The following is a 25,072-nucleotide window of genomic DNA, read 5'->3' on the forward strand; positions in this document are numbered from 1 at the left end:
CAGATTACGCTGGCCGGGCAGGGTTGGTAGACTGGCCGCCCTCCGCACCTACTCCTTTTCAAAGCCTGATGTATAGATCCAGAGCAAGGCAGGCGCTTCACAGGATGCACAGTTGATGAGTACGTTATTCACCCGCCGCAAGGTCCTGACCGGCATGGGCCTGTTGGGTCTGGGCCTGTTGGCTGGCTGTGACAACAGCCCGAAGCTGAACTTCAAGTACGGCAAGGACCTGAGCGACAAGATCATGGGCCGCACCTTCAAGCTCAAGAACACCGAGGGCGACACCGTTACCCTCAGTTCCTACCGTGGCCTGATGCCGGTGGTGTTCTTCGGCTTCACCCAGTGCCCGGCCGTGTGCCCGACCACCCTCGCTCGCGCCGCCCAGGCCAAGAAGCTGATGGGCCGCGACGGCGAGATCATGCAAGTGATCTTCATCACCCTCGACCCGGAACGCGACACGCCGCAGATTCTCGACAGGTACGTCAAGGCCTTCGACCCCAGCTTCGAAGCGCTGTACGGCACCCCGGAAGAAATCGCCGTGGCCGCCAAGGAATTCGGGATCTTTTATGAAAAGGTCCCCGCCGGCGACACCTACACCCTGTCCCACACCGCCACCAGTTTCGTCTTCGACACGCGCGGCAACCTGCGCCTGGGCCTGCAGGCATCCCTTACCGCTAAAGAGTGCGCAGAAGACCTGCTCACCGTCATGGAGGTCTGCTAATGACTGCCGTTCAACACCTCAAACGCCTCACCTTCGGCCTCACCCTGCTGGGCCTGGCCGCCCACGCCAGCGCCCAGGTGCTGGTGACCGATGCCTGGGTACGCGCCACCGTGCCGGGCCAGCCGTCCAGCGGTGCATTCATGACCCTGACCGCCGACAGCGACAGTAAGCTGCTCAGCGTCGCCTCGCCTGTGGCCAAGGACGTGCAGATCCATGAAATGAGCATGAAGGACGACGTGATGCGCATGGGTCCGGTGGACGCGCTGGCCTTGCCTGCGGGCCAGGCCGTCAAGCTCGACCCGAACGGCTATCACGTGATGCTGATGGGCCTGACCGGCCAGATCAAGGAAGGCGACCAGGTGCCGCTGACCCTGACCGTAGAAAATGCCCAGGGCCAGAAGCAGACCGTCGAGGTCAAGGCGCCTGCCCGTGGAATGGATGGCATGGACCACAGCAAAATGCATTGACGGGCTCGCCGGGGGCTGTCGCGTGCCATCGGGCTCAGCGCACCTGGCAATCGACGGCGGCCGGTACGCTGCCCTTGCTGGTAGCGCCCGTCGCCCCATCAGGCTGGGAGAATGAAACAGGCAGGGTGAACAAAATGCCGGGGTCGTTCGGTACCACCAATGGAGGCGTCGTGTTGCTTGCTGTGAATCCGAACTGGCCGGTTATCAAATCCTGCGTACCGCCCCTGTTAGTCACATTGATCTGACCGTCGAGAACCTGCACATATAAACCTGGCACCCGCATTGGTGGGAGGGGCGCGCTGAACGGATCGGACACAAACATCACCGTCAACGAAGCCCTGCCTTGCGCCGCCCATGACTCCGCCGAGGCCAGGACATTGCCCAGGCGATAGACATAGCGCGCCGAGACCGCGGCGACGAATGCAGAGTAAGAGGCATCAGCCTGTCCGGCCGAGGACGCCAAGCCCACGGCCAGGCTTTTCAGCCGGGACGAAGCGCGCATCGCCACGACTGCCGCCGGCTGGTAATGCACCACCACGCTGGCCGATTGCAGGCCGATACGGCCATTGGGCGTGATCAACGTCGAGCGATCCTGGCTGCGCTTGCCCAGCAACCCGCCGTCGGAGCGCAACCCGCCGTGCTTCAGGGTGAACACCACCGCATCGGCAGCAGGCGACGCCGCATCGTAGGCAAACGTGTCCACGCTCAGCACGGTCTCCGGCTGCAACGTCAACAGGCTGTCGTCGCGCAGGCGAACTTGTGCATAGCCCTTGCCTTGGGTCGATAACGTGTCGCCGACTTCCACCCCCGACTGTTCACCCAGCACGCGCATGCTGCCGTCGAGTTTCTTGACGAACAACGGCCCGCTCAGATGAATCACGGTACCGGCCACTGGCGCGGCCTGGACCCAGGTCGCCGCACTCATCAGTGTCAGCATCAGCAGCGCGTTAGTTGCAGTAGGTTTTTTTAATGGGTGCATTTTCTTTACCGACTGAAGTATTGGAGGCGACTTTGTTGTTGTTTACGGAATAGCCGATTGCTCCTCCTGACAAGAGGTCGGTGCCCGGAACGACGCTGGCGGACGCTCTATTTATCAGGGAAATGGTCTGACTCGATGCCAATTGCACCGATGGGATCAGTTCAATCCGCACCGGCAGCTTCACGGGTTCGACGAGCGGCCGGTCGACGTCAGTGATCGTCAAGCGTCCGCCGGCGGTGGGCTGGCCCTCGATAAACACCCGTCCGCTGCCGCTGGCCGTGCCCGCGCCGTTATGGTTGGCGGCGAGGGTGATATCGCCGGTGAACTGGATCAGCGAGTTGACGTGAATGTCATTGCCCGCCTGGGCTGTGAGGCCGACACCCGTCTGGGTGTTGTTGACGCCGGTGTAGAACGTGATGTCGTGGGTCGCTTGCAGCAACACATTGGAGGTCGCGTTGGACAGCAGGTCAGCGTCGATTTCACTGTCGGCGCCCGGTGCGTTGGCGAAGGCCGACACGTCCCCCAAAGAGGCCGAAGGGCCGGACAGGAACGAGGTGACCAGGATATTCGCCGGGTCCAACTGCCAGAAACCGGCCGTGCCGTTGGCTGCGCGCGTGTCGACCCGTGCGCCGGCCACATCCAGGAAATGCCCGGACGTCTCGACCAGGCCGCCCTTGCCCGAAGCCGCCCCGCCGCGTGCCGACAGCGTGCCGTAGACCCGCGTGGTGTCATTGCCCCACACGATGATCTTGCCGCCATCGCCACTGGCCAGGGCATCGGCGGCAATCCGCGCGTCCTGGCTCACATAGCTTTGTCTGGCGTTCAGCACTGCCAGGTTCTTGCCCTGGTCATCACCGCCCACCAACACGCGACCACCGCCGCGCTGACCGCTGGCATCGATGCGCGCATTGCCCATCACGCCGACCTGCTCGCCCAACACCTGGATATCGCCGCCACAGTCGACGCCAGTGGCGGTGGTGACGCTGCCGGCTTCGAGCAAGGTGGTGCCGCTGGATTTGAGCACCACCTTGCCGTTGCTACCGACCACCGCACTGTTGGCGTTCAGCGTGCCGCGCTGGTTGACCAACGCGCCGTAGATACCGATGTTGCCGCCCTGGGCGATCACGGTACCGAGGTTCAGCGCCTGGTCTTTTTCCGCCGACACCACCACGTGCAGGCCGGGGTTGCTGGAGTCCACCAACTGCACTGAATGCCCCGCCGCCAGCACCGTTTCGCCCTCGGGCGTGGTGATGATGCCGGTGTTGTTCACATCCGGCGCGATCAGATACACCTGCCCCCCCGACGGTGTGGTGATCGCGCCCTGGTTGCTGACCTGCCCAGCCGGCCCGTCAGCGGCGAAACGCCGGTTGCCCGAGAGAAAGTCCGCGTTGGAAATCGCCAGGCTCGACGCCACCAGGCCGCCGACATTGATCTGCGAACCGGCGCCGAACACGATGCCGTTGGGGTTGATCAGGAACACCCGGCCGTTGGACTGCAACGTGCCGAGGATCACGCTGGGGTCCTGGCCGGTGATGCGGTTGAGCACGTTGCTGTTGCCGCTCTGTTGCACAAAGCGCACCAGCTCGCCCTGGGCGATGGAGAAGCTCGACCAGTTGATGATTGCATTGGGGCTGTTGGTGACGGTCAGGCTGTTGCCATCCTGGGTGAACGTCACCTGGCCGTTGACGATCACCGGGTTGAGCGGGGCCGCCGTCGCATTGGCAGCCATCGCCAGGCACAGCGCCATCAACGTTGGTTTGAATGTCATGGCACCCTCAAAAGGCCAGGCTGAGACGGACGTGCAGGCGATCATCGCCGCGCTGGGTGTCACTGGCTTCGGCGTGCAGCGCATGGCCGTAGTCCATTTGCAGGTTGAGGTTGCGCCGGTAGATCAGGCGTACCCCCAGGCCGGTGCTGCTCAAGCTGAGGTGCTCGAACTCGCCGGGCAGCGCGTCGTTGCGGGTCAGGTAGCCGGCGTCGTAGAACACCAGGGCGCGGCACTGCCAACTGCCGCCCAGGCACAGCGGCGGCGTATAGGCTTCCAGGTTGCCGACCACCCCCGAGTCGTTGCTCACCTCGCGCTCACGGAAGCCACGCACCGACGCCGCCCCGCCGGCCCCGAACTGCTCGCCCGGCACCAGGGCATCCCGGGTGTACTGGCCGTTCAAGGCGGCGCGCAACTGCCAGGCGGCCGGCAGGATCTGCGTGATACTGGCGGCGAACCGCAACGCCGTGTAGTCGTCCCGGGCATGGGCGCGCGCCAGGTCGAAATCGCGCTGCCGGCCCTTGGCGCCGCCGGGAATGTTGTGCAACAGCGACAGGCCGATATTCGCATCGCCGTCCATCCGCACCCAGGTGCCCTGGTATCCCAGGCTGATGGGGTGCACGGTGATGTCGTTGCCCAGTTGCACATCGAACAGTTCCAGGCTGCTTTTGTAGGCTTTGTAGTCGACGCCATAGATCAGCTTGGACTGGTAGTTGCCCAGCGTCGCCAGGTTCTGGTTGTAGCGCGTGCCGAAGATCGTGCCGCGCCCGCTGACGGCCACGTCGAAGATGCCCGCCGTCACCGTGCCGCTGTCGACGTCGGAGTAGCTGGTGAAAAAGTCCAGCGAGTCCCCCAGCGCGTACAGCGGCAGGTGATAGCCCAGGCCGTAGACGCTGACCCGCTCGGGCTTTTCCACGGTGGTGGTGTATTGCAGGCTCATCACCTGGTCGCGCCCGAACATATTGGCGTTTTGCAGCACAGCCCCGACGTAGGTCCGCCCGGTTTCCTTCGACCCGCTGTTATCGATGTTGAGCGCAGCGTTCCACGGCGACTCATCGCTCACCTGCAGGTCGGCGTCCACCGTATCGTTGGCGGCGCTGTTCTTGAGTTTCATCACGGTCTGCTTGGCCGGGTTTTCGTTGGCCAGCTTCAGGCTCTTGGACACCGCCGCCAGATCAGGCGAGGCGCCCTCTTGCAGGCCCGGCAACGACTGACGCACATTGGCCGCGCTGAAATGCTGGTTGCCGGCGATCGTCACCTGGCCAATCCGCACCTGCACCACGTCCAGCACTACCACGCCGCCGTTCAACTCCTGCTCAGGCAGGTCGACGCGCACCAATTGATAGCCGTGCCGATGGAAGGCGTCTTCGAGCGCTTCCTGAGCCTTGGCCACATCGCTGAAATCGCGCTGGGGCCCCACGAACGGCGCCACACTCTGCGCCAGCGCACTGGCGGGCAACAGCGTATTGCCGCGCACTTCAAAACGGGTGATATCAAAGCGTGGCGACAGCGGGTCGCTGTCAGCGGCCACGGCGAAGGTGGTGCAGACCGCCAATGAGGCGGGCACCAGCAACAGCATGAAACGGTCGATCATGGAGTGGGCCTTGGGCAGCGTGAAAGTTGAACGACTTACGCTGCGTTAAGCGCCAGCAGGAGGTGAGCCCCGGCGCGGAGTGTAGCCATTACATTGCCACTTCGATACAAAGCCCCCTGTATTTTTCGGGAATTAAATATTTAGCCCTCAAAAACCCGCGTCCTCCTACCCTCGGCGCCGCTTGATCAGGCGTTTTCATGCCCCGGCCGGGTGAATGAATAACGGTCGATATCCGTGCGCAACGTCCACCCCTGGCCCTGCCAGTACTGGGCGGCGCCGGTGTTGGTCTTGAACACATCGAGGTGACATTTGTGGATACCCAGTTGCGCCAGCGCCGCCAGGCAGCGTTGCGTCAACGCCCGCGCAATGCCCTGGCGGCGATACTCAGGCAGCACCAGCAGATGTTGCAGATAACCGCGTCGCCCATCGTGGCCACACATCACACACCCGATCAACCGGCCTTCGGCTTCTGCCACGAAACTCAAGCCGGGGTTGCGCGCCAGATAGCGTTCGGTGGCCTCGCGGGAGTCGGCATCGCGCAGGGAAATACCGGGGGTGTCCTGCATCAGGGCGAGGACGGCGTCGTAGTCGGAGGGGGTCATGGTGCGGATTGTGTGCATGGTGCAAAACCTTGTGGGAGCGGGCTGGTTCGCGATAACAGCCAGTCAGATATGACGCTATCGCCTGGGCGATTGCAATCGCGAGCAAGCCCGCTCCCACATTTGATCGGCGGCGTTCGGTGGACATTGGCCGGCACGCGCTGCATCCGATATTTATGCTCACTTCCCAGCTTAATAATATTTTATTAATAACCGCCCTCCCCCTAGCCTTGACGTCATGCCCGACCTGAATCCAACTGCATTACAGAAGGACAGACACATGACTGTAGCGACAACAACAATAGACACCCTGGTGGTGGGCGCCGGTCAAGCTGGCGTGGCCATGAGCGAGCACCTGAGCAAGCAAGGCGTGCCGCACCTGGTGCTGGAGCGCAGCCGGATCGCCGAGCGCTGGCGCAGCGGGCGTTGGGATTCGCTGGTGGCCAATGGGCCGGCCTGGCACGACCGGTTTCCGGGCCTGGCGTTCGATGACGTCGACCCGGACGGCTTTGCTCCCAAGGAACGGGTGGCGGATTACTTTGAAACCTATGCACGCCAGTTCAACGCACCGATCCGCACCGGCGTCGACGTGACCTCAGTGGTACGCAACGTGGGCCGCCCCGGCTTTACCGTGCACACCAGTGAAGGCGTGATCGAAGCCAACCGCGTGGTGGCGGCGACCGGGGCGTTCCAGATCCCGGTGATTCCGGCGATTGCACCGAAGGACACCGCGCTGCATCAGATCCACTCCGCCGACTATCGCAACCCGGACCAACTGCCGGCCGGCGCCGTGCTGGTGGTGGGCGCCGGGTCGTCGGGCGTGCAGATTGCCGATGAATTGCAGCGCGCCGGTCGCCGGGTGTACCTCTCGGTCGGCGCCCACGACCGGCCGCCGCGCGCCTACCGCAACCGCGATTTCTGCTGGTGGCTGGGGGTGTTGGGCGAGTGGGACCAGGCCGCGATGAAACCCGGTCGCGAGCACGTGACCATCGCCGTCAGTGGCGCCCATGGCGGCAAGACCATCGACTTCCGCGAGCTGGCCCAGCAAGGCATGACCCTGGTCGGCCTGACGCAATCCTTCGATGGCCACGTTGCCACGTTCCAGCCCAATCTGGTGGAGAACCTGGCACGCGGTGATGAAAACTACCTGGCCCTGCTGGAGGCGGCCGACGCCTACGTCGAACGCAACGGCCTGGACCTGCCGCCGGAACCCGAAGCCCGTCGCGTGTTCCCCGACGCGGACTGCATCACGCAACCGATCCTGAGCCTGGACCTGGCCGAAGCCGGTATCACCTCGATCATCTGGGCCACCGGGTTTGCCGTGGACTACGGTTGGCTGCAGGTCGATGCCTTCGACGCCGCCGGCAAGCCGCAGCACCAGCGCGGGGTGTCCAGCGAAGCCGGGATCTACTTCCTCGGTTTGCCCTGGCAATCGCGCCGTGGCTCGTCGTTTATCTGGGGCGTGTGGCATGACGCCAAGTACCTGGCCGACCATATCGCCATCCAGCGTCAGTACCTCGACTACCGCGAAGCCGCACCAGTCGTTGATAAAAGTGCGGCCAGTGCCTGAGTCCTTTTTCCGGAGTTTTTTAGATGCCTACCCACACTCGTATCCGCATGTTCAACACCAAGGAAACCTACCCCAATCAGAGCCTGGACAACGACCTGTGCCAGGCCGTGCGTGCCGGCAACACCGTGTATGTGCGCGGCCAGGTGGGCACCGATTTCGACGGTAACCTGGTCGGTCTCGGCGACCCGCGGGCCCAGGCCGAACAGGCCATGCGCAACGTCAAGCAGTTGCTTGAGGAAGCCGGCTCCGACCTGTCGCATATCGTCAAGACCACCACCTACCTGATCGACCCGCGCTACCGCGAGCCGGTGTATCAGGAGGTCGGCAAGTGGCTCAAAGGCGTGTTCCCGATTTCCACCGGCCTGGTGGTGTCGGCCCTGGGCCAGCCGCAGTGGCTGATGGAAATCGATGTGATCGCCGTGATCCCCGAATAAGGAACCGCCCATGACTTTTTCCATCGTCGCCCGTTGCGCCGACACCGGCCAACTGGGCATCGCCATCAGCTCATCGAGCATCGCCGTGGGCGCCCGTTGCCCCTGGTTGCGGCCCGGCGTAGGTGCGGTGTCGACCCAGAACATCACGCTGCCGGCCCTGGGCCCGGACGTGCTGGACCTGCTGGAGCAAGGCCGCGCCCCGGCCGAAGCGGTCGACCAGGCCCTGACGCGCAATGGCTACAGCCAATACCGGCAACTCACGGCCATCGACCACCTGGGCCGCAGCGTGCATTTCAGCGGCAGCGAAACCCTCGGCACCCATCACGCGGTGTCGGGCGAACAGTGCGTGGCGGCCGGCAATATGCTCGCCGACCGCGCAGTAATCACGGCGATGGTCAGCGCCTTTGAACAGACTGAAGGCCAGTTGGCGGATCGTCTGCTGGCCGCCATGCACGCCGCCATCGCCGCCGGTGGCGAAGCCGGCCCGGTGCATTCGGCGGCGTTGGTGGTGGTGGGCGAACTGACCTGGCCGATCATCGACCTGCGGGTGGATTGGGCCGATGAACAGCCCATCGGCACGCTGCAAACACTCTGGGACGCCTACCGCCCGCAAGTGCAGGACTACATCGACCGTGCCCTCGCCCCGGACCGATCCCCCGGCTACGGCGTGGCCGGAGACGACCGATGAGCCGCAGTCGTGAACTGCTGCGCACGCTGGTGGGGTTCGATACCACCAGCCGCGAATCCAACCTGCAATTGATCGAGTTTGTGCGCGATTACCTGGCCGGGTTCGGCGTCGCCAGCGAGTTGATCTACAACGCAGCACGCAGCAAGGCCAACCTGTTCGCCAGCATCGGCCCGGTGGCGCTTCCAGGCATCGTGCTGTCCGGGCATACCGACGTGGTGCCGGTGGACGGCCAGGCCTGGAGCGTGCCGCCGTTCGAACTGACCGAGCGCGACGGCAAGTTGTTCGGCCGGGGCACGGCGGACATGAAGGGCTACATCGCCTGTGTGCTGGCGCTGGTGCCGGAACTGGTCAAGGCCACGCTGCGCCAGCCGGTGCATATCGCGCTGTCCTATGACGAGGAAGTCGGCTGCCTGGGCGTGCGCTCGCTGCTCAAGGTGCTGGAACAGCGCCCGGTCAAACCGATGCTGTGCATCATCGGCGAACCCACCGAACTCAAGCCGGTGCTCGGTCACAAGGGCAAGCTGGCGATGCGTTGCGACGTGCACGGCGAGGCCTGCCATTCGGCCTACGCGCCTTACGGCGTGAACGCGATCGAGCACGCCGCCGAGCTGATCGGCGAGCTGGGGCGCATCGGCCAGCGGTTGCGGGCGACCCGGGATGCGCGCTTCGATCCACCGTTCAGCACCGTGCAGACCGGGGTGATGAGCGGCGGCAAGGCGCTGAATATCGTCCCGGCCGATTGCCGCTTCGACTTCGAGATCCGCGCCCTGCCGTCCCAGGACCCTGGCGAAGTGGCGGATGAATTGAAGGCGTATGCAGAACAACAGGTGCTGCCGCGCATGCAGGCGGTGAGCGCGCAGAGTGCAATTCGCTTTATCGAGTTGTCGGCGTATCCCGGGCTGGCCACCGATGCACACAGCCAGGCGGCGGAACTGATCGCGGCGTTTTCCGGCTCGCGGGCATTCGGCACGGTGGCGTTTGGCACCGAAGGCGGGTTGTTCGATGCGGTGGGCATCCCTACCGTGGTGTGCGGGCCGGGGAGCATGGACCAGGGACACAAGCCGGATGAATTTGTGAGCGTGGCGCAACTCAACGGCTGCGATGAAATGCTGCGGCGGATGTACCTGTCGATCACTGCGTTGTGATCAAGCCGGCTCCGGGGTTTGGTATCAGGCGAGTAACCGCGCGAGTTCTTCGCGGCAATAATCGACGAACAACTGCACCGGTTTGGTCAACGGTGCCCGCCGCAGCCACACTGCCGACAAACCCGAACCGGTGACGGTCTCCGCCAACGGCACGCACACCACCTTCTGCCCGTCATAGGTGTACTCGCTGAACGGCTTGGTCACCAGAATCGAAAACCCGAACCCCCTGCCCACCATCCCGCGCACCATCTCGATCGACGGCGAGCTGAAGACGATATTCGGCGTCAACCCGCGCTCTTCAAAAATGCTCACGAAGTAGGTGCGGCTCGGCAGCACATCCAGCAGGATCATCGGTTCGCGCACCAGGTCGGCGAGGGACACTTTGGCCTGCTGGGCGAAGCGGTGATCCGCCGGCAGCAACGCATAGGGCTGTTGCGGCGGCATCAGCGGTGTGGTCTCGATGGTCGCGCCCAGGTCGTGCTCGAACAGCATCGCCACATCGATACTGCCCGCCGTCAGCGCCTGCACCAGTTCCTGTTGCTCGCCATCGCGCATGCGGATTTCCACCCCCGGCCAGCGCGCCTTGAAGCCCGCGATCAACCGCGGCAGGTACAGCGGCGCCACCGTTTCGAAGCAGCCAATATCGATCTGCCCCGCCACCACATCATTGTCGGCCAGGGCGTTCTGTTCGAACTCGTGAGCCACCCGCAGCAGTTCCAGCGCCTTGCGATAAAACCGCGCGCCGCTGGGGGTGAGCGACACCCCCTGGGCGTGGTGGCGGATAAACAGTTGCACGCCAAAGCTGTCTTCCAACTGCTTGATCGCGGTGGAGACCGACGGCTGCGCGATATACAGCTTGCGCGACGCCTCGGCGACGCTGCCGCATTCGGCGGTGGTGACGAAATACCTGAGTTGACGCAGGTTGTAGGCAGCCATCGGGCCTCCGTAAACGTGGGGCTTCGCCCGCAAAAGACAGGTAGGCAACATACCGGAGCGCGTCCCGGCGCGAGCGATATTTTTTAAGGTCTATAGCAACAAACTTACTAATTTACCTCCCCGCCCCCATTGCCGATGATCGCTCCAACAACAAAGCGCCGCCCGGCGGCGCACCGCGAAGTACGTCCACGTACTCACCTTGCCTTGGAGTTCGTCATGGTCACCACTGCAACATCCTCCGCCCCGCTTATCGAAAAACACACGATTGGATACGTGCCCCCGGAAGATCGCCACGGAAAGGTCAGAGACCTGTTCACCCTGTGGTTCGGCGGCAATATCGCGCCGTTGCCGATCGTCACCGGTGCGCTGGGGGTGCAGTTGTTCCACCTCAATCTGCTCTGGGGCATCGTCGCCATCCTCGTCGGCCACCTGGTCGGCGGCGTGCTGATGGCGTTGCACTCGGCCCAGGGCCCGCAGATGGGCATCCCGCAAATGATCCAGAGCCGCGCACAGTTCGGTTCCCTCGGCGCGCTACTGGTGGTGGTGATCGCCGGCGTGATGTACGTCGGTTTCTTCGCCTCCAACATCGTGCTCGCCGGCAAATCCCTGCACGGCGTGGTCGACGCAGTGCCCGTGCCGGTGGGCATCGTGATCGGCGCCATCGGCTCCGGGATCATCGGCATCATCGGCTACCGCTTCATCCACGTGCTCAACCGCATCGGCACCTGGGTGTTGGGCGCCGGGATCGTGCTGGGCTTCGGCTACATCTTCACCCACGTGCAGACCAGCGACTTCCTGACCCGTGGCAGCTTCAACCTCTCCGGCTGGCTGGCCACCGTGTCCCTGGCCGCGCTGTGGCAGATCGCGTTCGCGCCTTATGTCTCCGACTACTCGCGCTACCTGCCGGCCGACGTGCCCGTCGCGTCGACCTTCTGGACCACCTACCTGGGCTCGGCCCTGGGTTCGAGCCTGTCGTTCATCTTCGGCGCCGTCGCCGTGCTCGCCACCCCGGTGGGCATGGACACCATGGACGCGGTCAAGCTCGCCACCGGCGCCATCGGCCCGTTGATGCTGGTGCTGTTTCTGCTCAGCGTGATCAGCCACAACGCGCTCAATCTGTATGGCGCCGTGCTGTCGATCATCACCCTGGTGCAGACCTTCGCCTACCGCTGGATCCCCACCGCCAAGAGCCGCGCGGTGATCTCGATCCTGGTGCTGGCGGCCTGTGCGATTGCGGCGGTGTTCGCCTCCAAAGACTTCATCGGCCACTTCGTCGACATGGTGCTGGTGCTGCTGGTGGTGTTGGTGCCGTGGACCGCGATCAATCTGATCGACTTCTATGCGATCCACAAAGGCAAGTACGACATTGCCTCGATCTTCCGCGTGGATGGCGGCATCTACGGGCGCTACAACCCGCAGGCGTTGCTGGCGTATGCGGTGGGCATCGCGGTGCAGATTCCGTTCATGAACACGCCGCTGTACGTGGGGCCGATTTCGGCACACATCAACGGCGCGGACCTGTCCTGGCTGGTGGGGCTGGTGGTGACGTCGCCGCTGTATTTCTGGCTGGCGAGCCGGGACAGTGCGTATAAGCGCAGGATGGCGCAAGGGGCATTGGTGGGCGAGGCCTGAGCGCGACACGCCCCTGTAGGAGCGAGCTCGCTCCTACGTCGGTGTCAGCAATGCGATCTTTCTTTATCATGTGGCCTTTCGCTCAACGCCCAGGACCCACCATGCCCGCCCTCACCTTGCGCAACGCCCGCCCCGCCGACGCCGATCGTTGCTACGAGATCGAAATCAGCGCCTACGAAGGCGACGAAGCCGCCACCCTGGAAAAGATCGCCACGCGCATTGCGTTGTACCCCCAAGGGTTTCTGATCCTGGAAGCCGATGGCGAGGTGGTGGGTTTCATCAACAGCGGCTGCGCCCACGAAGTGGTGATGGCGGACGAGGCGTTCAAGGAACTGGTGGGTCATTCGCCCGAGGCACCGAATGGGGTGATCATGTCGGTGGTGGTCGACCCGGCGCATCAGGGCAACGGCTATTCCAAGCGCCTGATGACCGAGTTCGTGCAGCGCATGCGGGCGATGGGCAAGCAGACCCTTCACTTGATGTGCAAGGAGCAGCATGTGCCGCTGTACACGCGCATGGGCTACACCTATGTGCGGCCTTCGCCGTCGGATCATGGCGGCATGGCGTGGCATGAGATGGTGATGACGCTCTGAGCCGAAAAGGACTTGATGATGACCGTAACGCCGATTGAAATCAGCGACCAACTCAACCCCGAAGCCGAGCGCATCCTCGGCAACGGCCTGGCCGAGTTTAACGCGCAAGCCACCGGCTACCATGATCGGCGCCCGCTGACGGTGTTGGTCAGAGACCCGCACACCCAGCAAGTCCTCGGTGGCATAACCGGTAGAACCGCCTTCGGCATGGCCTTCCTCGACCTGTTCCACTTGCCCGAGTCCCTGCGCGGCACGGGCCTTGGCGGCCAGTTGCTGCAAGCCTTTGAAGACGAAGCCCGGCGCCGCGGGTGCCTGAATGCGGTGCGGTACACCATCAGCTTCCAGGCGCCGGGTTTTTACCAGAAACACGGGTGGGTGCGGTTTGGCGAGATTCCTTGCGCGCCAGCCGGCAGCAGCCGTGTGTTTCTGACCAAACCGTTGTGACGCGTCACCGCAGCAGGGATTGGCTGGGCTACACGTAGGCGCGGCCCTGCATCACCGGCTCCACACTTCCGGTCAACACCACGCCGACCGTGCCCATGCTGCACGCCGCCGGGCTGCCGTCGAGGGGCGAGGGCATGGGCAGTCGTAAGAGCGAGCAAGCTCGCTCCTACAGGGAGGTGGGGGGCGGTTAGAGGACGCTGCCCATTGCTTTCATCAGGACGGGATCGCGGCCGTAGATATCCGGAGCGTATACCAAGTCGCCCTGGCCATCGACCTGCACCGTCCAGTAGCCCAGCAGCAGCGGCACCGGGTTGGCCAGGCGGAATTCGTGGGTCACGCCGGTGGCCAGCAGTTCATCGGTGCGTGCACGTTCGGCCGGGCTGACCAGCAGGTCGCGCAGCAGCAACGGTTGTTCGACCCTCACGCACCCCGAGCTGAACGCCCGTGGTCCCTTGGTGAACAGCGGCTGGCTCGGCGTGTCGTGCAGGTACACCGAATACGGGTTGGGAAAGCGCAGCACGATCTTGCCCAGGGGGTTGCGCGGCCCGGCTTCCTGGCGCAGCAGGATATTGCCGGGGTGCGACCAATCGACCTGCTCGGGCATCAGTGCGCGCCCCTCGGCGTCGAGCACTTGCAGGTTTTGCTGGCGCAGGTATTCGGGGTTGAGGCGGATGGCCGGCAGTTTGTCCTCACGCATGATGGTGGGCGGGATGGTCCAGGTGGGGTTGAGGGTCAGTCGGGTAATGCGCGACTTGAGCAACGGCGTCTGGCGTTCGGCACGCCCGACTTGCAGGCGGGTTTGCCACACCGGGATACCGCTCTGGTACACGCTCAGTTGCGCGGCGGCGACGTTGACCAGCACGCCTTCGGGCTCCAGGTCCTGGGCCAGCCAGCGGAAACGTTCCAGGTTGATGCGCAGTTGTTCGCGGCGCACGGCGGGGCTGATATTGAGTTCGGCTACCGTCCCCGCACCGATCACCCCATCGGACTGCAAGGAGTGACTGAGCTGGAAGGCCTTCACGGCGGTCACCAGTTCCGGGCGGTATTGCGTGCCGCTGCCCTTGGGTTCGCTGGCCAGGTAGCCGCCGCGGTAGAGGCGCCGCGCCAGTTCCGGGACGCGCGGGTCGTCCATGCCGGGGCGCAGCAACGGGCCGCCGGCGACGGCGTCCCAATGGGGCAAGGGTTGCTGGCGCACGGCGGAATAGGCGTTGCGCAAGCTGCGGTAAAGATCGGCGCTGGGGCGCGCCTGGTCGAAGGCCCGGGCCATGTCTTGCAGGCCGGCGGCGGCGAAGGCCAGCACTTCTGAATTCGGGTCTTGGGCCGGCGGTTGAGCGTGCCACAGCGGTTCGAAGCGCGATTGCTGCAAGCGCCCGTAATGCAGATCCTGCAGGGCTTGCAGGTACTGGCGGCTGATGTCGATATCGCTGCACAGCACGTTGGCCGTGGCATCCGCCGGCGGCAGGCTATAGTGGCTGGGGTCCAGGCCGTCGTCGGCGAGCATCAGCAACTGCGCGAGCAATGCTTGCCGACGCTCGTTGGCCGACCACAGCGGCAGATCGCCCTGCTGCTGGTAAAAGGCTTGCAGGCGCGATTGGACGGCGGCGTCTATCTGCGGCGCGAGCTGGGGGCAAACGCTGGTCAATTGCGCCAGGGCCTGCTGTATCGGCGCCGTGGCGACCAACGCGGGCGGTGCGATGGGTAACGCGTCGTCTGCCAGCGCGTCGGCTGTGGCGACCAGTGGTGCAACGAGCAAGCAAATGCTCAAGTAACATGCGTGTTTTTTGAACAATGACTTTGCTCCAATCCACAGTGGGGGGATGTACTGTAGATGCTGAATTTTATGTGCCGCTTCGGTTTGATCGCCGTGAGCCTGGCTGCGCTGAGCCCGGTTGCGCTCGCCGCCGATGGCCACTCTCCTTCCTTGTATAGCAGCCTGGCGCGCTCGGCTCCAGAACTCAATCCCACCGTGCTCAAAAGCGCCCTCAACGCGGTGCAGTGCGCGGTCAATAATGGCGAGGAGCGTTCCGAGCGCCTGGCGGTGATTGACTATTCCCAGCCCTCGACCGCTCGTCGGCTGTGGATCTTCGATCTGCGCAAAAAGACCCTGGTGCTGCGCGATCTGGTGGCCCATGGCGCCAAGTCCGGGGAAAACTTCGCCACCCAGTTCTCCAACCGCGAAGGCAGCCACCAATCGAGCCTGGGCCTGTTCCGCACCCAGGAAAGTTACCTCGGCACCCACGGCTACTCGCTGCGCATGGACGGCCTGGAGCCGGGCTTCAACGACCAGGCCCGCGATCGCGCCCTGGTGATTCACGCCGCCGACTACGTCAACCCGTTGTGGAGCAAGCGCGAAGGCCGCATCGGCCGCAGCCAGGGTTGCCCGGCCGTGCGCCCGCAGGTGGCGCGCCAGGTGGTGGACAAGCTCAAGGATGGCCAGTTCATGTTTTCGTGGTACCCGGACCAGCGCTGGCTGAAGTCCTCGACGTACCTCAATTGCAAACCCCAACAGGTGGCGAGTAGTCGTACAATCCGCGGCGGATAGCCTGTCTCCCTAGCTAAAAGAGAACGTCGCATGCTTCTACACACGTCCACCTGGATCGAGATCGGGCAGTTTCTGGAACGCAGCCGCACGGTGGTGATTCCCATCGGCTCCAATGAGCAACACGGCCCGACCGGCCTGCTCGGCACCGACTGGATGTGCCCGGAAATCATCGCCCACCACGCGCAGAAAAACGCCGACATCCTGATCGGTCCCACCTTCAATATCGGCATGGCCCAGCATCACCTGGGCTTTCCCGGCACCATCTCGCTGCGCCCGTCCACCTTCATTGCCGCGATTGGCGACTGGGTGCGTTCCCTGGCCGGGCACGGTTTCGAGAAAATCCTCTTCCTCAACGGCCACGGCGGCAATATCGCCACGATCGAGGCAGCGTTTTCCGAGCTGTACGCCGAGGCCAGCTTCGCCCGGCGCCCGGCCGGGTTCGCGTTGAAGCTGGTGAACTGGTGGGATCTGGACGGCGTTACCGAGCTGGCGCACCGGCAATTCCCGGTGGGCCATGGCAGCCATGCCACGCCGTCGGAAATTGCAGTGACGCAGTGGGCGTACCCGGAGTCGATCAAGTCAGCCGACTACGCGCCGCAGATCGCCAACACCGGGCCGATCCGCGAAGCCCTGGACTTCCGCGCACGCTTCCCCGACGGCCGCATGGGTTCGGATCCGGCGTTGGCGACGGTGGAGAAAGGCGCTGAGTTGGTGGCATTGGCGGCACAAGGACTGGTCAAGACCGTCAATGCCTTCAGCAACGAAGCCAAACCCTGAGAGCGCATCCGACACGCGTTATTTGCACTCCTGCGCGGCCAGCTCCAATCGCGACGGCGTGATCGTCGACGCCAGCGGCTTGCGCTCATACAAAAACACCTTGGCGCCGGCCTGGGACTTGTAGGCTTCGAGCACGTCATCGGCGGCGATCTTGCTGGTCAAGACCACTTTGGCGTGACGCGAGTTCTGGGTCACGGTGGAGCTGATCCCGTGCATTTCCAGCTTGGGCAGCACGCATTTCAGATAGGTCTCGGGGTCCTTGCCGGTTTGCAGGGTCAACGTGGGCGCGTTGGGCGCGGTGACACAACCGGTCAACAACAAGGAAGCAAAAGCCATGGCCGGTACGAAAAAAGAACGCATGAAAAAATCCTGAGTTTAAAAATAAAGGGTCACATCAACCCGCACGAATCAGCGCCTTGAGCGAGGCATCGAACTGCTTCAAGGCATCGAGTTGCACATCCTGCTGCTGCTCGATCTGCGCGGCAATCTGCGGTGCTGCCTGGTCGCGCACCCACACCGACGGTACCTGCTTGTGCACCGAGCCTTCGGCCTTGGCGATGTATTGCAGGTTCGCGTCATAGAACCGCGCCACAAACTGCGCCTCGACCTGATCGTTACGCTGGGTCAGCAGTTGGTTATGGGTGTCGAGCATCACCACCACATCGGGGTGAGCCTGCAGCAGGGCGTCCAGGTTGTCGTAGACAGTGACCGACAGGAAGGTGCCTTGCAGCGAACTCATCAACCAATCGATGGCCAGTTCCGGGTCGGAGCTGTTGACGAACGCCCGGCGGATACGCTCGTCGAGTGCATCCTTGGCGCCATTCAAGGCCATGTCGTGGTAGCGTTCAAGGTAGCTGAGATTGTCGCGGGTGTTGTCGCTGAGTAATACACCTACCGATTGCGCACGCTGCAAAGAGTCTACGCTAGCGACAATAGGTAGCAAATGGCTATTAGTCGAATCGTCGGCATTGGCCGCATTGTCCAGCGCCACCGTGCCGAGACTCAGCACCATTAAACCCAGCAGAATCAACGTCCTCATCACGTATTTCCTTGAACAGCGTTTCGATGGGTGTGATTCTGCGCTTTTCCTGCAAAAACAGAACTTGCGTTACGTGATGGTGACTATTATCTGAACCGATAGTCATGAACCAACAGTGCCGACATAAAACCTATAAGGACTCCGCCATGAAGCCCCACCAGAAGACCTTCGACCGCATCCGCGAAGCCGTATTGCCGGAGTTTCGCGACCGCGTCGCCGATTACCTGGCCGACTATGAAAACGTATTGCTGGACGAAGCGGCGGACGCGGACCTGGTCTACGCCAGTGCCCAGCAATTGCGCGGTTACCTGCGCGGCTTGAATACCATGCGGGTGCTGGGCATGGCGGATTGGGAAGAGCTGGACCGCCGCGTGGAACAAGAGTGGCCGGCTAAAGCGCGGGTCTTGGCAGATTGACCCATGCCTGCACCGATGGCCGCTGCCATTGGCGCTGGGCATAGTCGACCAACGCAGCCGGCACGCGGTCGCCATTGAGGATCAGGCGATTGAGCATCAACGCCAGGTCCACATCGGCAATCGACCACTCACCGAACAGGTTGGCCGGACTGCCCACCAACAGCGCCTCGGCGGCGCCGATCAACTTATTCGCCGCAGCCTCAGCCTCGGGCGACAGCGGCGGCCGCTTCTGCCCGCAGAACACCACCAGCGTCGAACGTTCCTGGCGAATCGGCAGCAAGTCGCTGCGCAGCCAGGCCTGGACCTGTCGCGCCCGCGCCCGCTGCCGGGGCTCGGCCGGATACACCGGCGTGTCGGGATAGACCTGTTCCAGGTACTCAGTGATCGCCGAAGACTCCGACAGCGCAAAATCACCTTCCACCAAGGTCGGCACGCGCTGGGTCACGGAAAGCCGGGCAAAGTCAGCCGCCTGGTTTTGCCCGGCGTCCAGGTCCAGGGTGACGGTATCGAAGGCCAGGCCCTTTTCCCGCAGGGTGACGAACACCGACATCGCGTAGGGGCTGGTGTAGAGCGAATCAACGTAGAGGCGCAACGGGGCTGGGTGCATGGCGGGGCTCCTTGGATGTGAAGCCCCACGCTACGAGATGTTCGGCCAGAAAGACAATGCAGTGTTTTTATAGGGGCATTCCTGGGGGGAATAGTCCATTGCGACGTGACACGCCAGCGTTCAAGGGACGGCAACGCGCGGATTAATGTTATAGGATAACGCTCCCTACCCACCCTGCCCTGCGATGCTTGCCCATGTCCGATGCTGTTCCCCTGCGCCAACGCCTGTTGTCCATCGACGCCCTGCGCGGCTTAGTGATCCTGTTCATGTTGCTGGACCACGTGCGCGAAACCTTCCTGCTGCACCGCCAGGTCAGCGACCCGATGAACCTGGACAGCACCGAACCCGCGTTGTTTTTCAGCCGCACCCTCGCCCACCTGTGCGCGCCGGTGTTCGTGTTGCTCACCGGTTTGTCGGCCTGGCTGTACGGCCAGAAATACCAGGGCCGGCGCGATGTGTCGGCGTTCCTGTTCAAGCGCGGGCTGTTTCTGGTGGTGCTGGAGTTCACCCTGGTCAACTTCGCCTGGACCTTCCAGTGGCCGCCCAGCGTGATTTACATGCAGGTGATCTGGGCGATTGGCGTGAGCATGCTCGCCCTCGCGGCGCTGGTGTGGTTGCCGCGTGCACTGTTGATCGTGCTGGCGCTGGCGATCATGGCCGGGCACAACCTGCTGGATGGTCTGCACGTCGATGCGGGGTCGGTGCTGCACATTCCCTGGACAATCCTGCACGAGCGCAGTTGGATCGACGTGGGTGACAGCCTGCGCCTGCGCACCACCTATCCGGTGCTGCCGTGGATCGGCGTGATTGCCCTGGGCTACGGCCTGGGCCCGTGGTTCGCCACTGGCCTGCCGGCGGCGTTGCGTCAGCGCTATTTGCTGCTCGGCGGCGTGGGTGCGTTGCTCGGGTTCGGGCTGTTGCGGGCGGCCAACGGCTATGGCGAGAAGCCTTGGCAGGTGTATGACAGCGGTGTGCAGACGCTGATGAGTTTTTTCAACGTGACTAAGTACCCGCCGTCGCTGTTGTTCCTCGCGTTGACGCTGGGCATTGGCCTGTTGCTGTTGCTGGCATTCGAGCGCGCGGGACATCGGCGCTGGATCGGGGTGTTGGCGGTGTTCGGGGCGGCACCGATGTTCTTCTATCTGCTGCACCTGTACGTGCTGAAACTCCTGTACGTCGCCTGTGTCGCGCTGTTTGGCCTCAACCACGGCGACTACTTCGGCTTCGACAGCATCCAGACGGTCTGGCTGCTCGCGCTGCTGCTGCCCCTGGCGCTCTACCCACCGGTACGCTGGTTCGCCAGGCTCAAAGCCCGGCGACGCGATATTGCCTGGCTCAAATACTTCTGATCATCGACCTCTGTAGGAGGGGGCTTGCTCCCGATGGCGGTGGATCAGTCACGACTGTTGCGACTGACACTCCGTCATCGGGAGCAAGCCCCCTCCCACATTGGATTGGGTTTACAGCCCAGGATCTGGGCAGGTGCTGCATGAAGTGCCGGGTATTGAAGATGCTCCTGCTCAAACACTTCTAAAGCACAACCGCATCAAAACTGTGGGAGCAAGCCCCCTCCCATATTGGATTGGGTTTACAGCTCAGGACCTGGGCAGGTGCTGCATGAAGTGCCGGGTATTGAAGATGCTCCTGCTCAAACACTTCTAAAGCACAACCGCATCAAAACTGTGGGAGCAAGCCCCCTCCCACATTGGATTGGGTTTACAGCCCAGGATCTGGGCAGGTGCTGCATGAAGTGCCGGGTATTGAAGATGCTCCTGCTCAAACACTTCTAACGCATAACCGCATCAAAACTGTGGGAGCAAGCCCCCTCCCACATTGGATTGGGTTTACAGCTCAGGATCTGGGCAGGTGCTGCATGAAGTGCCGGGTATTGAAGATGCTCCTGCTCAAACACTTCTAAAGCACAACCGCATCAAAACTGTGGGAGCAAGCCCCCTCCCACATTGGATTGGGTTTACAGCTCAGGACCTGGGCAGGTGCTGCATGAAGTGCCGGGTATTGAAGATGCTCCTGCTCAAACACTTCTAAAGCACAACTGCATCAAAACTGTGGGAGGGGGCTTGCTCCCGATGGCGGTGGCGCATTCAACATCACCGTTGACTGACACTCCGCCATCGGGAGCAAGCCCCCACACCTGGATTTGCATTGTTTTGAGGCGTCTATTTCAACTCAGGGCTTGTGGTCGGTATACGCTCCACGAACCTGCCAACAGCTCGCCTGAATACACCACACAAGCCCTTCCACAGGGTTGATTGGGTCAGGCCAGTTCGGCGCGCAGTTGGCGGGCGGCTGTCACCATGTGGATCAACGCCGCTTCGGTCTCCGGCCAGCCGCGGGTCTTCAAGCCGCAATCGGGGTTCACCCACAGGCGCTCGGCCGGAATCCGCTTGGCCGCCTTGCGCAGCAGGTTGGCCATCTCCGAGGCCTGGGGCACCCGTGGCGAGTGGATGTCGTAGACGCCCGGGCCGATGTCGTTGGGGTACGCAAAGGCTTCGAACGCGTCCAGCAGTTCCATGTCCGAACGCGACGTCTCGATGGTGATCACGTCGGCATCCATCGCCGCAATGGACTCGATCACATCGTTGAACTCGCTGTAGCACATGTGGGTGTGGATCTGGGTTTCATCGCGCACGCCCGAGGCGCACAGGCGGAACACTTCGGTGGCCCAGTCCAGGTAGGGCTGCCACTGCGCCTGGCGCAACGGCAGGCCTTCGCGGAACGCCGCTTCGTCGATCTGCACGATCTTGATCCCGGCGGCTTCCAGGTCGAGCACTTCGTCACGGATCGCCAGGGCCAGTTGACGGGCCTGCTCCTCGCGGCTCACGTCTTCGCGCGGGAACGACCACATCAGCATGGTCACCGGGCCCGTCAGCATGCCCTTCATCACTTTGCCGGTCAGGCTTTGCGCATAGCGAATCCACTCCACCGTCATCGCCTTCGGACGGCTGAGGTCACCGAAGATCAGCGCCGGTTTCACGCAACGCGAACCGTAACTCTGCACCCAGCCAAAGCGGGTGAACACATAGCCGTCCAGTTGCTCGGCGAAGTATTCGACCATGTCGTTACGCTCGGCTTCGCCGTGCACCAGCACATCCAGGCCGAGGTGTTCCTGCACTTCGACGGCGTGCTTGATTTCGCTGTGCATCGCTTCGACGTATTCGGCTTCGCTCAACTTGCCGGCCTTGTACGACTGGCGCGCCAGGCGGATCGAGGCGGTTTGCGGGAACGAACCGATGGTGGTGGTCGGGAACAGCGGCAGGTTGAGGCCGGCGCGCTGCGTCTCGATACGCTGGGTGAACGGCGATTGGCGCTGGCTGTCGCTGGCGGTAATGGCCGCGACACGCGCTTGCACCGCCGGTTTGTGGATACGCGGCGACGCGGCACGACCGGCTTGCACGGCGCGGCTTTGCGCCAGGGCCGCCAGCACCTGTGGCGCGTCGGGCTGGTTGACCGCTTGCGCCAGCACCGCGACTTCGGCGCACTTCTGCACGGCGAACGCCAGCCAGCTTTTCAGCTCGGCATCCAATTGGTCTTCACGGCCCAGGTCCACCGGGCTGTGCAGCAGCGAGCAGGACGGCGCCACCCAGAGGCGATCGCCGAGTTTTTCATGGGCGTGCTGCAAGGTCGCCAGGGCTTTTTCCAGGTCGCAACGCCAGACGTTACGGCCATTGACCACACCCAGGGACAGCACTTTATACGCCGGCAGGCGGTCGAGAATGGTCGGGTACTGCTCCGGCGCGCGCACCAGGTCGATGTGCAGGCCGTCCACCGGCAGGTTGGCGGCCAGGCCGAGGTTTTCTTCCAGGCCACCGAAGTAGGTCGCCACGAGTTTTTTCAGCGGGTCGCGCTGGATCAGGTTGTAGGCGCGCTCGAAGGCGTTTTTCCAGGCTTGCGGCAGGTCCAGCACCAGGATCGGCTCGTCGATCTGCACCCACTCCACGCCCATATCGGCCAGGCGCTGGAAGATCTGGCCGTACAACGGCAACAGGCGCTCGAGCAGCTCGAGTTTGTCGAAATCGCCGCCCTTGGCCTTGCCCAGCCACAGGTAGGTCAGCGGGCCGATCACCACCGGCTTGACGGTGTGGCCCAGGTCGAGGGCTTCCTGCACTTCTTCGAAGAGCTGGTCCCAACCGAGGTGAAAGTGCTGGTCAGCGCTGAATTCAGGCACCAGGTAGTGGTAGTTGGTATCGAACCATTTGGTCATTTCCTGGGCGTGGGCGCCGCCGCAGCAACTGTCGCTGACACCCCGGGCCATGCCGAACAGTGTCTGCAGGGTGGCCTGGCCATCGGCCGGGCGGAAACGCTCGGGGATCACGCCAAACATCAGCGAGTGGCTCAGCACCTGGTCGTACCAGGCGAAATCACCCACCGGCAACAACTCGATGCCCGCCTGTTTCTGCAGGTCCCAATGGGCCTTGCGCAGATCACGGCCCACGGCACGCAGGCCGGCTTCGTCGAGCTCACCTTTCCAGAACGCTTCCTGCGCTTTTTTCAGTTCACGATCGCGTCCAATGCGCGGAAATCCAAGGGAATGAGCGACTGCCATGACTTACAACTCCACTGTAGGTATCAATGGCGGCCATTGTCGGCAGAGGACGATAGTGAGACAAACTCATTTTATTCCAGATCATCACAAGATTCGCTCATGTTAAAAAACCCTGAACACCGTCCCCTTGTAGGCGCGAGCTTGCTCGCGCCTACAAGGGGCGGGGGGTTACATCAAGGGGATTGAGTAGCTCACGAACACGCGATTCTGATCCTGGTCCCGCGCGACTTCGCTGCGCGACACGCCGTTACGCCAGCCAAACCCGACGTTCTTGAACGTGCCGCTCTGCACCACATAATCCAACGAGATATCCCGCTCCCATTCGCTGGCATCGTTGCCGCTGGTGGTGAGGATATGCTCGCCCTTGAGGTACATCAGCGAAGCCTTCAGGCCCGGCACACCCAGCGCCGCGAAGTCGTAGGCGTACTGTGCAAACGCGGTGCGTTCGCCGGCCTGGATGAAGGTCTGTACGGTGCGGTCGGTGTAGAGGTACAGGCTGGAACCGCCCTCGCCTTTGTTCACCAGGCCACCCTGGTTCAACTGCGCGAAGTTACTGTCGTCCGAGACTTGCTGGTAACCGGCGGTAATCGCGTGGGGCCCCAGGGAATAGATAAACGCGGCACTCCAGGTGTTGTTGTCGATTTCACCGCTGCCGTTCTTGGTGTAACCGCTGATTTTGTAGCCTTCGGCACGGCCGGCGGCGCTGCTGTTTTTGCCGTCGGAGGTGGTCTTGAAGTAGCGCAGGTCGGTTTTCAACGAGCCGAAGTCGCCCAGCGGCAATACGTGTATCAGGCCGGCGAAGTGTTGTTGGTAATAGTCTTCGAGGTTGGCGTAGTAGTACTGGACCATCAGGTCCTTGCTCACCTGGTAGTCGGCACCGGCGTAGTTGAATTTATTGCTTTCGCGGGTGCCGCCTGCCGCCGCCAGGCCGCTGCTGTCGCTGGAGCCACGGCCGGTGGTGTGCTGGAGCTGGCCGCCGGTGAGCGTCAGGTTGTCGATGTCTTTGCTGGTGACTTGCCCGCCTTCGAACGACTGCGGCAACAGGCGACCGTCGTTGCTCACCAGGATCGGCAGGTTCGGGCGCAGGTAGCCGTAGCGCGCTTCGGTCTTGGCGAAACGCGCCTTGGCCGTGGCGCCGCCGCGCGTCCAACTGTCCACGGCCTTGCCGTCGTCGGTGGGGATCATCGAGCTGCCCACATGGCGGGCGGTGCTGCTGTCGAGGGTGATGCCGAACATGCCCACGGCGTCGAGGCCAAAGCCCACGGTGCCGTCGGTAAAGCCCGACTGGTAGTTGAGCATGAATGCCTGGCCCCACTCCTCAGTCTTCGACGGTGCGGCAGTTCCGTCGCGGTTGTCGTTATTGAAGTAGAAGTTACGCAGGCTCAAGTTGGCTTTGCTGTCACTCAAGAAATCGGCCGACGCCAAGGGGCTCAGGGCAATGCCCAGGCTGCCGGTCAATACGCTTAATACATTCAAAGTGGCTTTCATCAGGACGAGCTCCGGCGCGGAATCCAAGTTCCGGGCGCAAAAAAAGGGCAGCAGGATGCCGTCGGCCACACG

The 25,072-nt window shown here is 63.0% G+C and carries 24 protein-coding genes; 13 read left to right on the forward strand and 11 right to left on the reverse strand.

The features are described from left to right. The first annotated feature begins 115 nt into the window (after positions 1 to 115). Together ACLH0J_RS21230 and ACLH0J_RS21235 are read left to right on the forward strand one after the other, a co-directional pair. Entirely contained in the window at positions 116 to 721 is a 606-nt protein-coding gene (locus ACLH0J_RS21230; protein ID WP_411388882.1) for an SCO family protein, read from the forward strand. Then, positions 721 to 1,188 (forward strand): copper chaperone PCu(A)C, encoded by a 468-nt coding sequence (locus ACLH0J_RS21235; protein WP_411388883.1) that lies wholly within the window; start codon positions 721 to 723, stop codon positions 1,186 to 1,188. Before ACLH0J_RS21230 ends, ACLH0J_RS21235 begins: the two co-directional genes overlap by 1 nt. Positions 1,189 to 1,222: 34 nt before the next feature. Here ACLH0J_RS21235 and ACLH0J_RS21240 read toward each other — a convergent pair whose 3' ends face one another. The 4 genes from ACLH0J_RS21240 to ACLH0J_RS21255 all read right to left on the reverse strand — a co-directional run bounded on the left by ACLH0J_RS21240 (position 1,223) and on the right by ACLH0J_RS21255 (position 6,146). Further along, the gene (locus tag ACLH0J_RS21240) at positions 1,223 to 2,125 is read right to left on the reverse strand and encodes a hypothetical protein (protein ID WP_411388884.1); all 903 of its coding nucleotides are present in this window, start codon (positions 2,123 to 2,125) and stop codon (positions 1,223 to 1,225) included. Between the two features lie 10 nt (positions 2,126 to 2,135). Further along, positions 2,136 to 3,935, reverse strand: coding sequence for a filamentous hemagglutinin N-terminal domain-containing protein (locus ACLH0J_RS21245; protein WP_411388885.1), 1,800 nt, complete (start codon positions 3,933 to 3,935; stop codon positions 2,136 to 2,138). 7 nt (positions 3,936 to 3,942) lie between these two features. Beyond that, complete coding sequence (locus tag ACLH0J_RS21250; protein ID WP_411388886.1) at positions 3,943 to 5,526, reverse strand: ShlB/FhaC/HecB family hemolysin secretion/activation protein; 1,584 nt, start codon at positions 5,524 to 5,526, stop codon at positions 3,943 to 3,945. 185 nt (positions 5,527 to 5,711) lie between these two features. After that, positions 5,712 to 6,146, reverse strand: a complete 435-nt coding sequence (locus tag ACLH0J_RS21255) for a GNAT family N-acetyltransferase (protein ID WP_411388887.1) — start codon at positions 6,144 to 6,146, stop codon at positions 5,712 to 5,714. 217 nt (positions 6,147 to 6,363) lie between these two features. Here ACLH0J_RS21255 and ACLH0J_RS21260 point away from each other — a divergent pair, with 217 nt between their 5' ends. The 4 genes from ACLH0J_RS21260 to argE are packed head-to-tail and all read left to right on the forward strand — an operon-like array spanning position 6,364 to position 9,962. Then, complete coding sequence (locus ACLH0J_RS21260; RefSeq protein ID WP_411388888.1) at positions 6,364 to 7,695, forward strand: flavin-containing monooxygenase; 1,332 nt, start codon at positions 6,364 to 6,366, stop codon at positions 7,693 to 7,695. A gap of 23 nt (positions 7,696 to 7,718) precedes the next feature. Beyond that, positions 7,719 to 8,129 (forward strand): RidA family protein, encoded by a 411-nt coding sequence (locus ACLH0J_RS21265; protein ID WP_010171793.1) that lies wholly within the window; start codon positions 7,719 to 7,721, stop codon positions 8,127 to 8,129. 10 nt (positions 8,130 to 8,139) lie between these two features. Next, on the forward strand, positions 8,140 to 8,817 hold the full coding sequence (locus ACLH0J_RS21270) for a DUF1028 domain-containing protein (RefSeq protein ID WP_411388889.1): 678 nt from the start codon (positions 8,140 to 8,142) through the stop codon (positions 8,815 to 8,817). After that, the gene (gene argE, locus ACLH0J_RS21275; RefSeq protein WP_411388890.1) at positions 8,814 to 9,962 is read left to right on the forward strand and encodes an acetylornithine deacetylase; all 1,149 of its coding nucleotides are present in this window, start codon (positions 8,814 to 8,816) and stop codon (positions 9,960 to 9,962) included. The genes ACLH0J_RS21270 and argE overlap by 4 nt, the downstream gene beginning before the upstream one ends. 24 nt (positions 9,963 to 9,986) lie before the next feature. Here argE and ACLH0J_RS21280 read toward each other — a convergent pair whose 3' ends face one another. Beyond that, entirely contained in the window at positions 9,987 to 10,898 is a 912-nt protein-coding gene (locus ACLH0J_RS21280; RefSeq protein ID WP_411388891.1) for a LysR substrate-binding domain-containing protein, read from the reverse strand. Between the two features lie 216 nt (positions 10,899 to 11,114). Between ACLH0J_RS21280 and ACLH0J_RS21285 the strand changes: the two genes are divergently transcribed. From ACLH0J_RS21285 to ACLH0J_RS21295, 3 genes are all read left to right on the forward strand, one after another. Beyond that, positions 11,115 to 12,530, forward strand: a complete 1,416-nt coding sequence (locus ACLH0J_RS21285; RefSeq protein ID WP_411388892.1) for a purine-cytosine permease family protein — start codon at positions 11,115 to 11,117, stop codon at positions 12,528 to 12,530. A gap of 101 nt (positions 12,531 to 12,631) precedes the next feature. Further along, positions 12,632 to 13,123: a GNAT family N-acetyltransferase gene (locus tag ACLH0J_RS21290; RefSeq protein ID WP_411388893.1), complete on the forward strand. Its 492-nt coding sequence runs from the start codon at positions 12,632 to 12,634 to the stop codon at positions 13,121 to 13,123. 18 nt (positions 13,124 to 13,141) lie between these two features. Then, a complete protein-coding gene (locus ACLH0J_RS21295) occupies positions 13,142 to 13,567 on the forward strand; it encodes a GNAT family N-acetyltransferase (protein WP_411388894.1) in 426 nt (141 codons plus the stop codon). A gap of 187 nt (positions 13,568 to 13,754) precedes the next feature. Here ACLH0J_RS21295 and ACLH0J_RS21300 read toward each other — a convergent pair whose 3' ends face one another. After that, positions 13,755 to 15,356, reverse strand: coding sequence for a L,D-transpeptidase family protein (locus ACLH0J_RS21300; protein WP_411388895.1), 1,602 nt, complete (start codon positions 15,354 to 15,356; stop codon positions 13,755 to 13,757). A 39-nt stretch (positions 15,357 to 15,395) separates the two neighbouring features. Between ACLH0J_RS21300 and ACLH0J_RS21305 the strand changes: the two genes are divergently transcribed. After that, positions 15,396 to 16,109: a murein L,D-transpeptidase catalytic domain family protein gene (locus tag ACLH0J_RS21305; RefSeq protein ID WP_411388896.1), complete on the forward strand. Its 714-nt coding sequence runs from the start codon at positions 15,396 to 15,398 to the stop codon at positions 16,107 to 16,109. Positions 16,110 to 16,139: 30 nt separating this feature from the next. Continuing rightward, positions 16,140 to 16,886, forward strand: coding sequence for a creatininase family protein (locus ACLH0J_RS21310; protein ID WP_411388897.1), 747 nt, complete (start codon positions 16,140 to 16,142; stop codon positions 16,884 to 16,886). An 18-nt stretch (positions 16,887 to 16,904) separates the two neighbouring features. On the opposite strand, the gene ACLH0J_RS21315 is transcribed toward ACLH0J_RS21310, so the two are convergent. Next, positions 16,905 to 17,246 (reverse strand): hypothetical protein, encoded by a 342-nt coding sequence (locus ACLH0J_RS21315; protein WP_411388898.1) that lies wholly within the window; start codon positions 17,244 to 17,246, stop codon positions 16,905 to 16,907. A 34-nt stretch (positions 17,247 to 17,280) separates the two neighbouring features. Next, positions 17,281 to 17,925 carry an ATPase gene (locus tag ACLH0J_RS21320; RefSeq protein ID WP_411388899.1) on the reverse strand — a complete coding sequence of 215 codons (645 nt, stop codon included), beginning with the start codon at positions 17,923 to 17,925 and terminating at the stop codon, positions 17,281 to 17,283. A gap of 146 nt (positions 17,926 to 18,071) precedes the next feature. Here ACLH0J_RS21320 and ACLH0J_RS21325 point away from each other — a divergent pair, with 146 nt between their 5' ends. Further along, positions 18,072 to 18,341 carry a hypothetical protein gene (locus tag ACLH0J_RS21325; protein ID WP_411388900.1) on the forward strand — a complete coding sequence of 90 codons (270 nt, stop codon included), beginning with the start codon at positions 18,072 to 18,074 and terminating at the stop codon, positions 18,339 to 18,341. Here ACLH0J_RS21325 and yfcF read toward each other — a convergent pair. Continuing rightward, complete coding sequence (gene yfcF / locus ACLH0J_RS21330; RefSeq protein ID WP_411388901.1) at positions 18,316 to 18,948, reverse strand: glutathione transferase; 633 nt, start codon at positions 18,946 to 18,948, stop codon at positions 18,316 to 18,318. The two genes, ACLH0J_RS21325 and yfcF, sit on opposite strands and share 26 nt — an antisense overlap. A gap of 194 nt (positions 18,949 to 19,142) precedes the next feature. On the opposite strand from yfcF, the gene ACLH0J_RS21335 reads away from it, so the two are divergent. Beyond that, a complete protein-coding gene (locus tag ACLH0J_RS21335) occupies positions 19,143 to 20,297 on the forward strand; it encodes a DUF1624 domain-containing protein (RefSeq protein ID WP_411388902.1) in 1,155 nt (384 codons plus the stop codon). Positions 20,298 to 21,223: 926 nt separating this feature from the next. Here the strand turns inward: ACLH0J_RS21335 and metE are convergent. Together metE and ACLH0J_RS21345 are read right to left on the reverse strand one after the other, a co-directional pair. Then, positions 21,224 to 23,512 (reverse strand): 5-methyltetrahydropteroyltriglutamate--homocysteine S-methyltransferase, encoded by a 2,289-nt coding sequence (gene metE, locus ACLH0J_RS21340; RefSeq protein WP_411388903.1) that lies wholly within the window; start codon positions 23,510 to 23,512, stop codon positions 21,224 to 21,226. Positions 23,513 to 23,680: 168 nt separating this feature from the next. Continuing rightward, a complete protein-coding gene (locus tag ACLH0J_RS21345) occupies positions 23,681 to 25,000 on the reverse strand; it encodes an OprD family porin (RefSeq protein ID WP_411388904.1) in 1,320 nt (439 codons plus the stop codon). Positions 25,001 to 25,072 lie beyond the last annotated feature (72 nt).

The organism is Pseudomonas sp. MPB23, assembly GCF_046605395.1.
Classification (GTDB): Bacteria; Pseudomonadota; Gammaproteobacteria; order Pseudomonadales; family Pseudomonadaceae; genus Aquipseudomonas.

Excerpts from the sequence above, each read along its gene's own strand:
- ACLH0J_RS21230 (WP_411388882.1), top strand. The coding sequence starts at position 116 with ATGAGTACGTTATTCACCCGCCGCAAGGTCCTGACCGGCATGGGCCTG.
- ACLH0J_RS21235 (WP_411388883.1), top strand. The coding sequence starts at position 721 with ATGACTGCCGTTCAACACCTCAAACGCCTCACCTTCGGCCTCACCCTG.
- ACLH0J_RS21240 (WP_411388884.1), bottom strand. The coding sequence starts at position 2,125 with ATGCTGACACTGATGAGTGCGGCGACCTGGGTCCAGGCCGCGCCAGTG.
- ACLH0J_RS21245 (WP_411388885.1), bottom strand. The coding sequence starts at position 3,935 with ATGACATTCAAACCAACGTTGATGGCGCTGTGCCTGGCGATGGCTGCC.
- ACLH0J_RS21250 (WP_411388886.1), bottom strand. The coding sequence starts at position 5,526 with ATGATCGACCGTTTCATGCTGTTGCTGGTGCCCGCCTCATTGGCGGTC.
- ACLH0J_RS21255 (WP_411388887.1), bottom strand. The coding sequence starts at position 6,146 with ATGCACACAATCCGCACCATGACCCCCTCCGACTACGACGCCGTCCTC.
- ACLH0J_RS21260 (WP_411388888.1), top strand. The coding sequence starts at position 6,364 with ATGCCCGACCTGAATCCAACTGCATTACAGAAGGACAGACACATGACT.
- ACLH0J_RS21265 (WP_010171793.1), top strand. The coding sequence starts at position 7,719 with ATGCCTACCCACACTCGTATCCGCATGTTCAACACCAAGGAAACCTAC.
- ACLH0J_RS21270 (WP_411388889.1), top strand. The coding sequence starts at position 8,140 with ATGACTTTTTCCATCGTCGCCCGTTGCGCCGACACCGGCCAACTGGGC.
- argE (WP_411388890.1), top strand. The coding sequence starts at position 8,814 with ATGAGCCGCAGTCGTGAACTGCTGCGCACGCTGGTGGGGTTCGATACC.
- ACLH0J_RS21280 (WP_411388891.1), bottom strand. The coding sequence starts at position 10,898 with ATGGCTGCCTACAACCTGCGTCAACTCAGGTATTTCGTCACCACCGCC.
- ACLH0J_RS21285 (WP_411388892.1), top strand. The coding sequence starts at position 11,115 with ATGGTCACCACTGCAACATCCTCCGCCCCGCTTATCGAAAAACACACG.
- ACLH0J_RS21290 (WP_411388893.1), top strand. The coding sequence starts at position 12,632 with ATGCCCGCCCTCACCTTGCGCAACGCCCGCCCCGCCGACGCCGATCGT.
- ACLH0J_RS21295 (WP_411388894.1), top strand. The coding sequence starts at position 13,142 with ATGACCGTAACGCCGATTGAAATCAGCGACCAACTCAACCCCGAAGCC.
- ACLH0J_RS21305 (WP_411388896.1), top strand. The coding sequence starts at position 15,396 with ATGCTGAATTTTATGTGCCGCTTCGGTTTGATCGCCGTGAGCCTGGCT.
- ACLH0J_RS21310 (WP_411388897.1), top strand. The coding sequence starts at position 16,140 with ATGCTTCTACACACGTCCACCTGGATCGAGATCGGGCAGTTTCTGGAA.
- ACLH0J_RS21315 (WP_411388898.1), bottom strand. The coding sequence starts at position 17,246 with ATGCGTTCTTTTTTCGTACCGGCCATGGCTTTTGCTTCCTTGTTGTTG.
- ACLH0J_RS21320 (WP_411388899.1), bottom strand. The coding sequence starts at position 17,925 with ATGAGGACGTTGATTCTGCTGGGTTTAATGGTGCTGAGTCTCGGCACG.
- ACLH0J_RS21325 (WP_411388900.1), top strand. The coding sequence starts at position 18,072 with ATGAAGCCCCACCAGAAGACCTTCGACCGCATCCGCGAAGCCGTATTG.
- yfcF (WP_411388901.1), bottom strand. The coding sequence starts at position 18,948 with ATGCACCCAGCCCCGTTGCGCCTCTACGTTGATTCGCTCTACACCAGC.
- ACLH0J_RS21335 (WP_411388902.1), top strand. The coding sequence starts at position 19,143 with ATGTCCGATGCTGTTCCCCTGCGCCAACGCCTGTTGTCCATCGACGCC.
- metE (WP_411388903.1), bottom strand. The coding sequence starts at position 23,512 with ATGGCAGTCGCTCATTCCCTTGGATTTCCGCGCATTGGACGCGATCGT.
- ACLH0J_RS21345 (WP_411388904.1), bottom strand. The coding sequence starts at position 25,000 with ATGAAAGCCACTTTGAATGTATTAAGCGTATTGACCGGCAGCCTGGGC.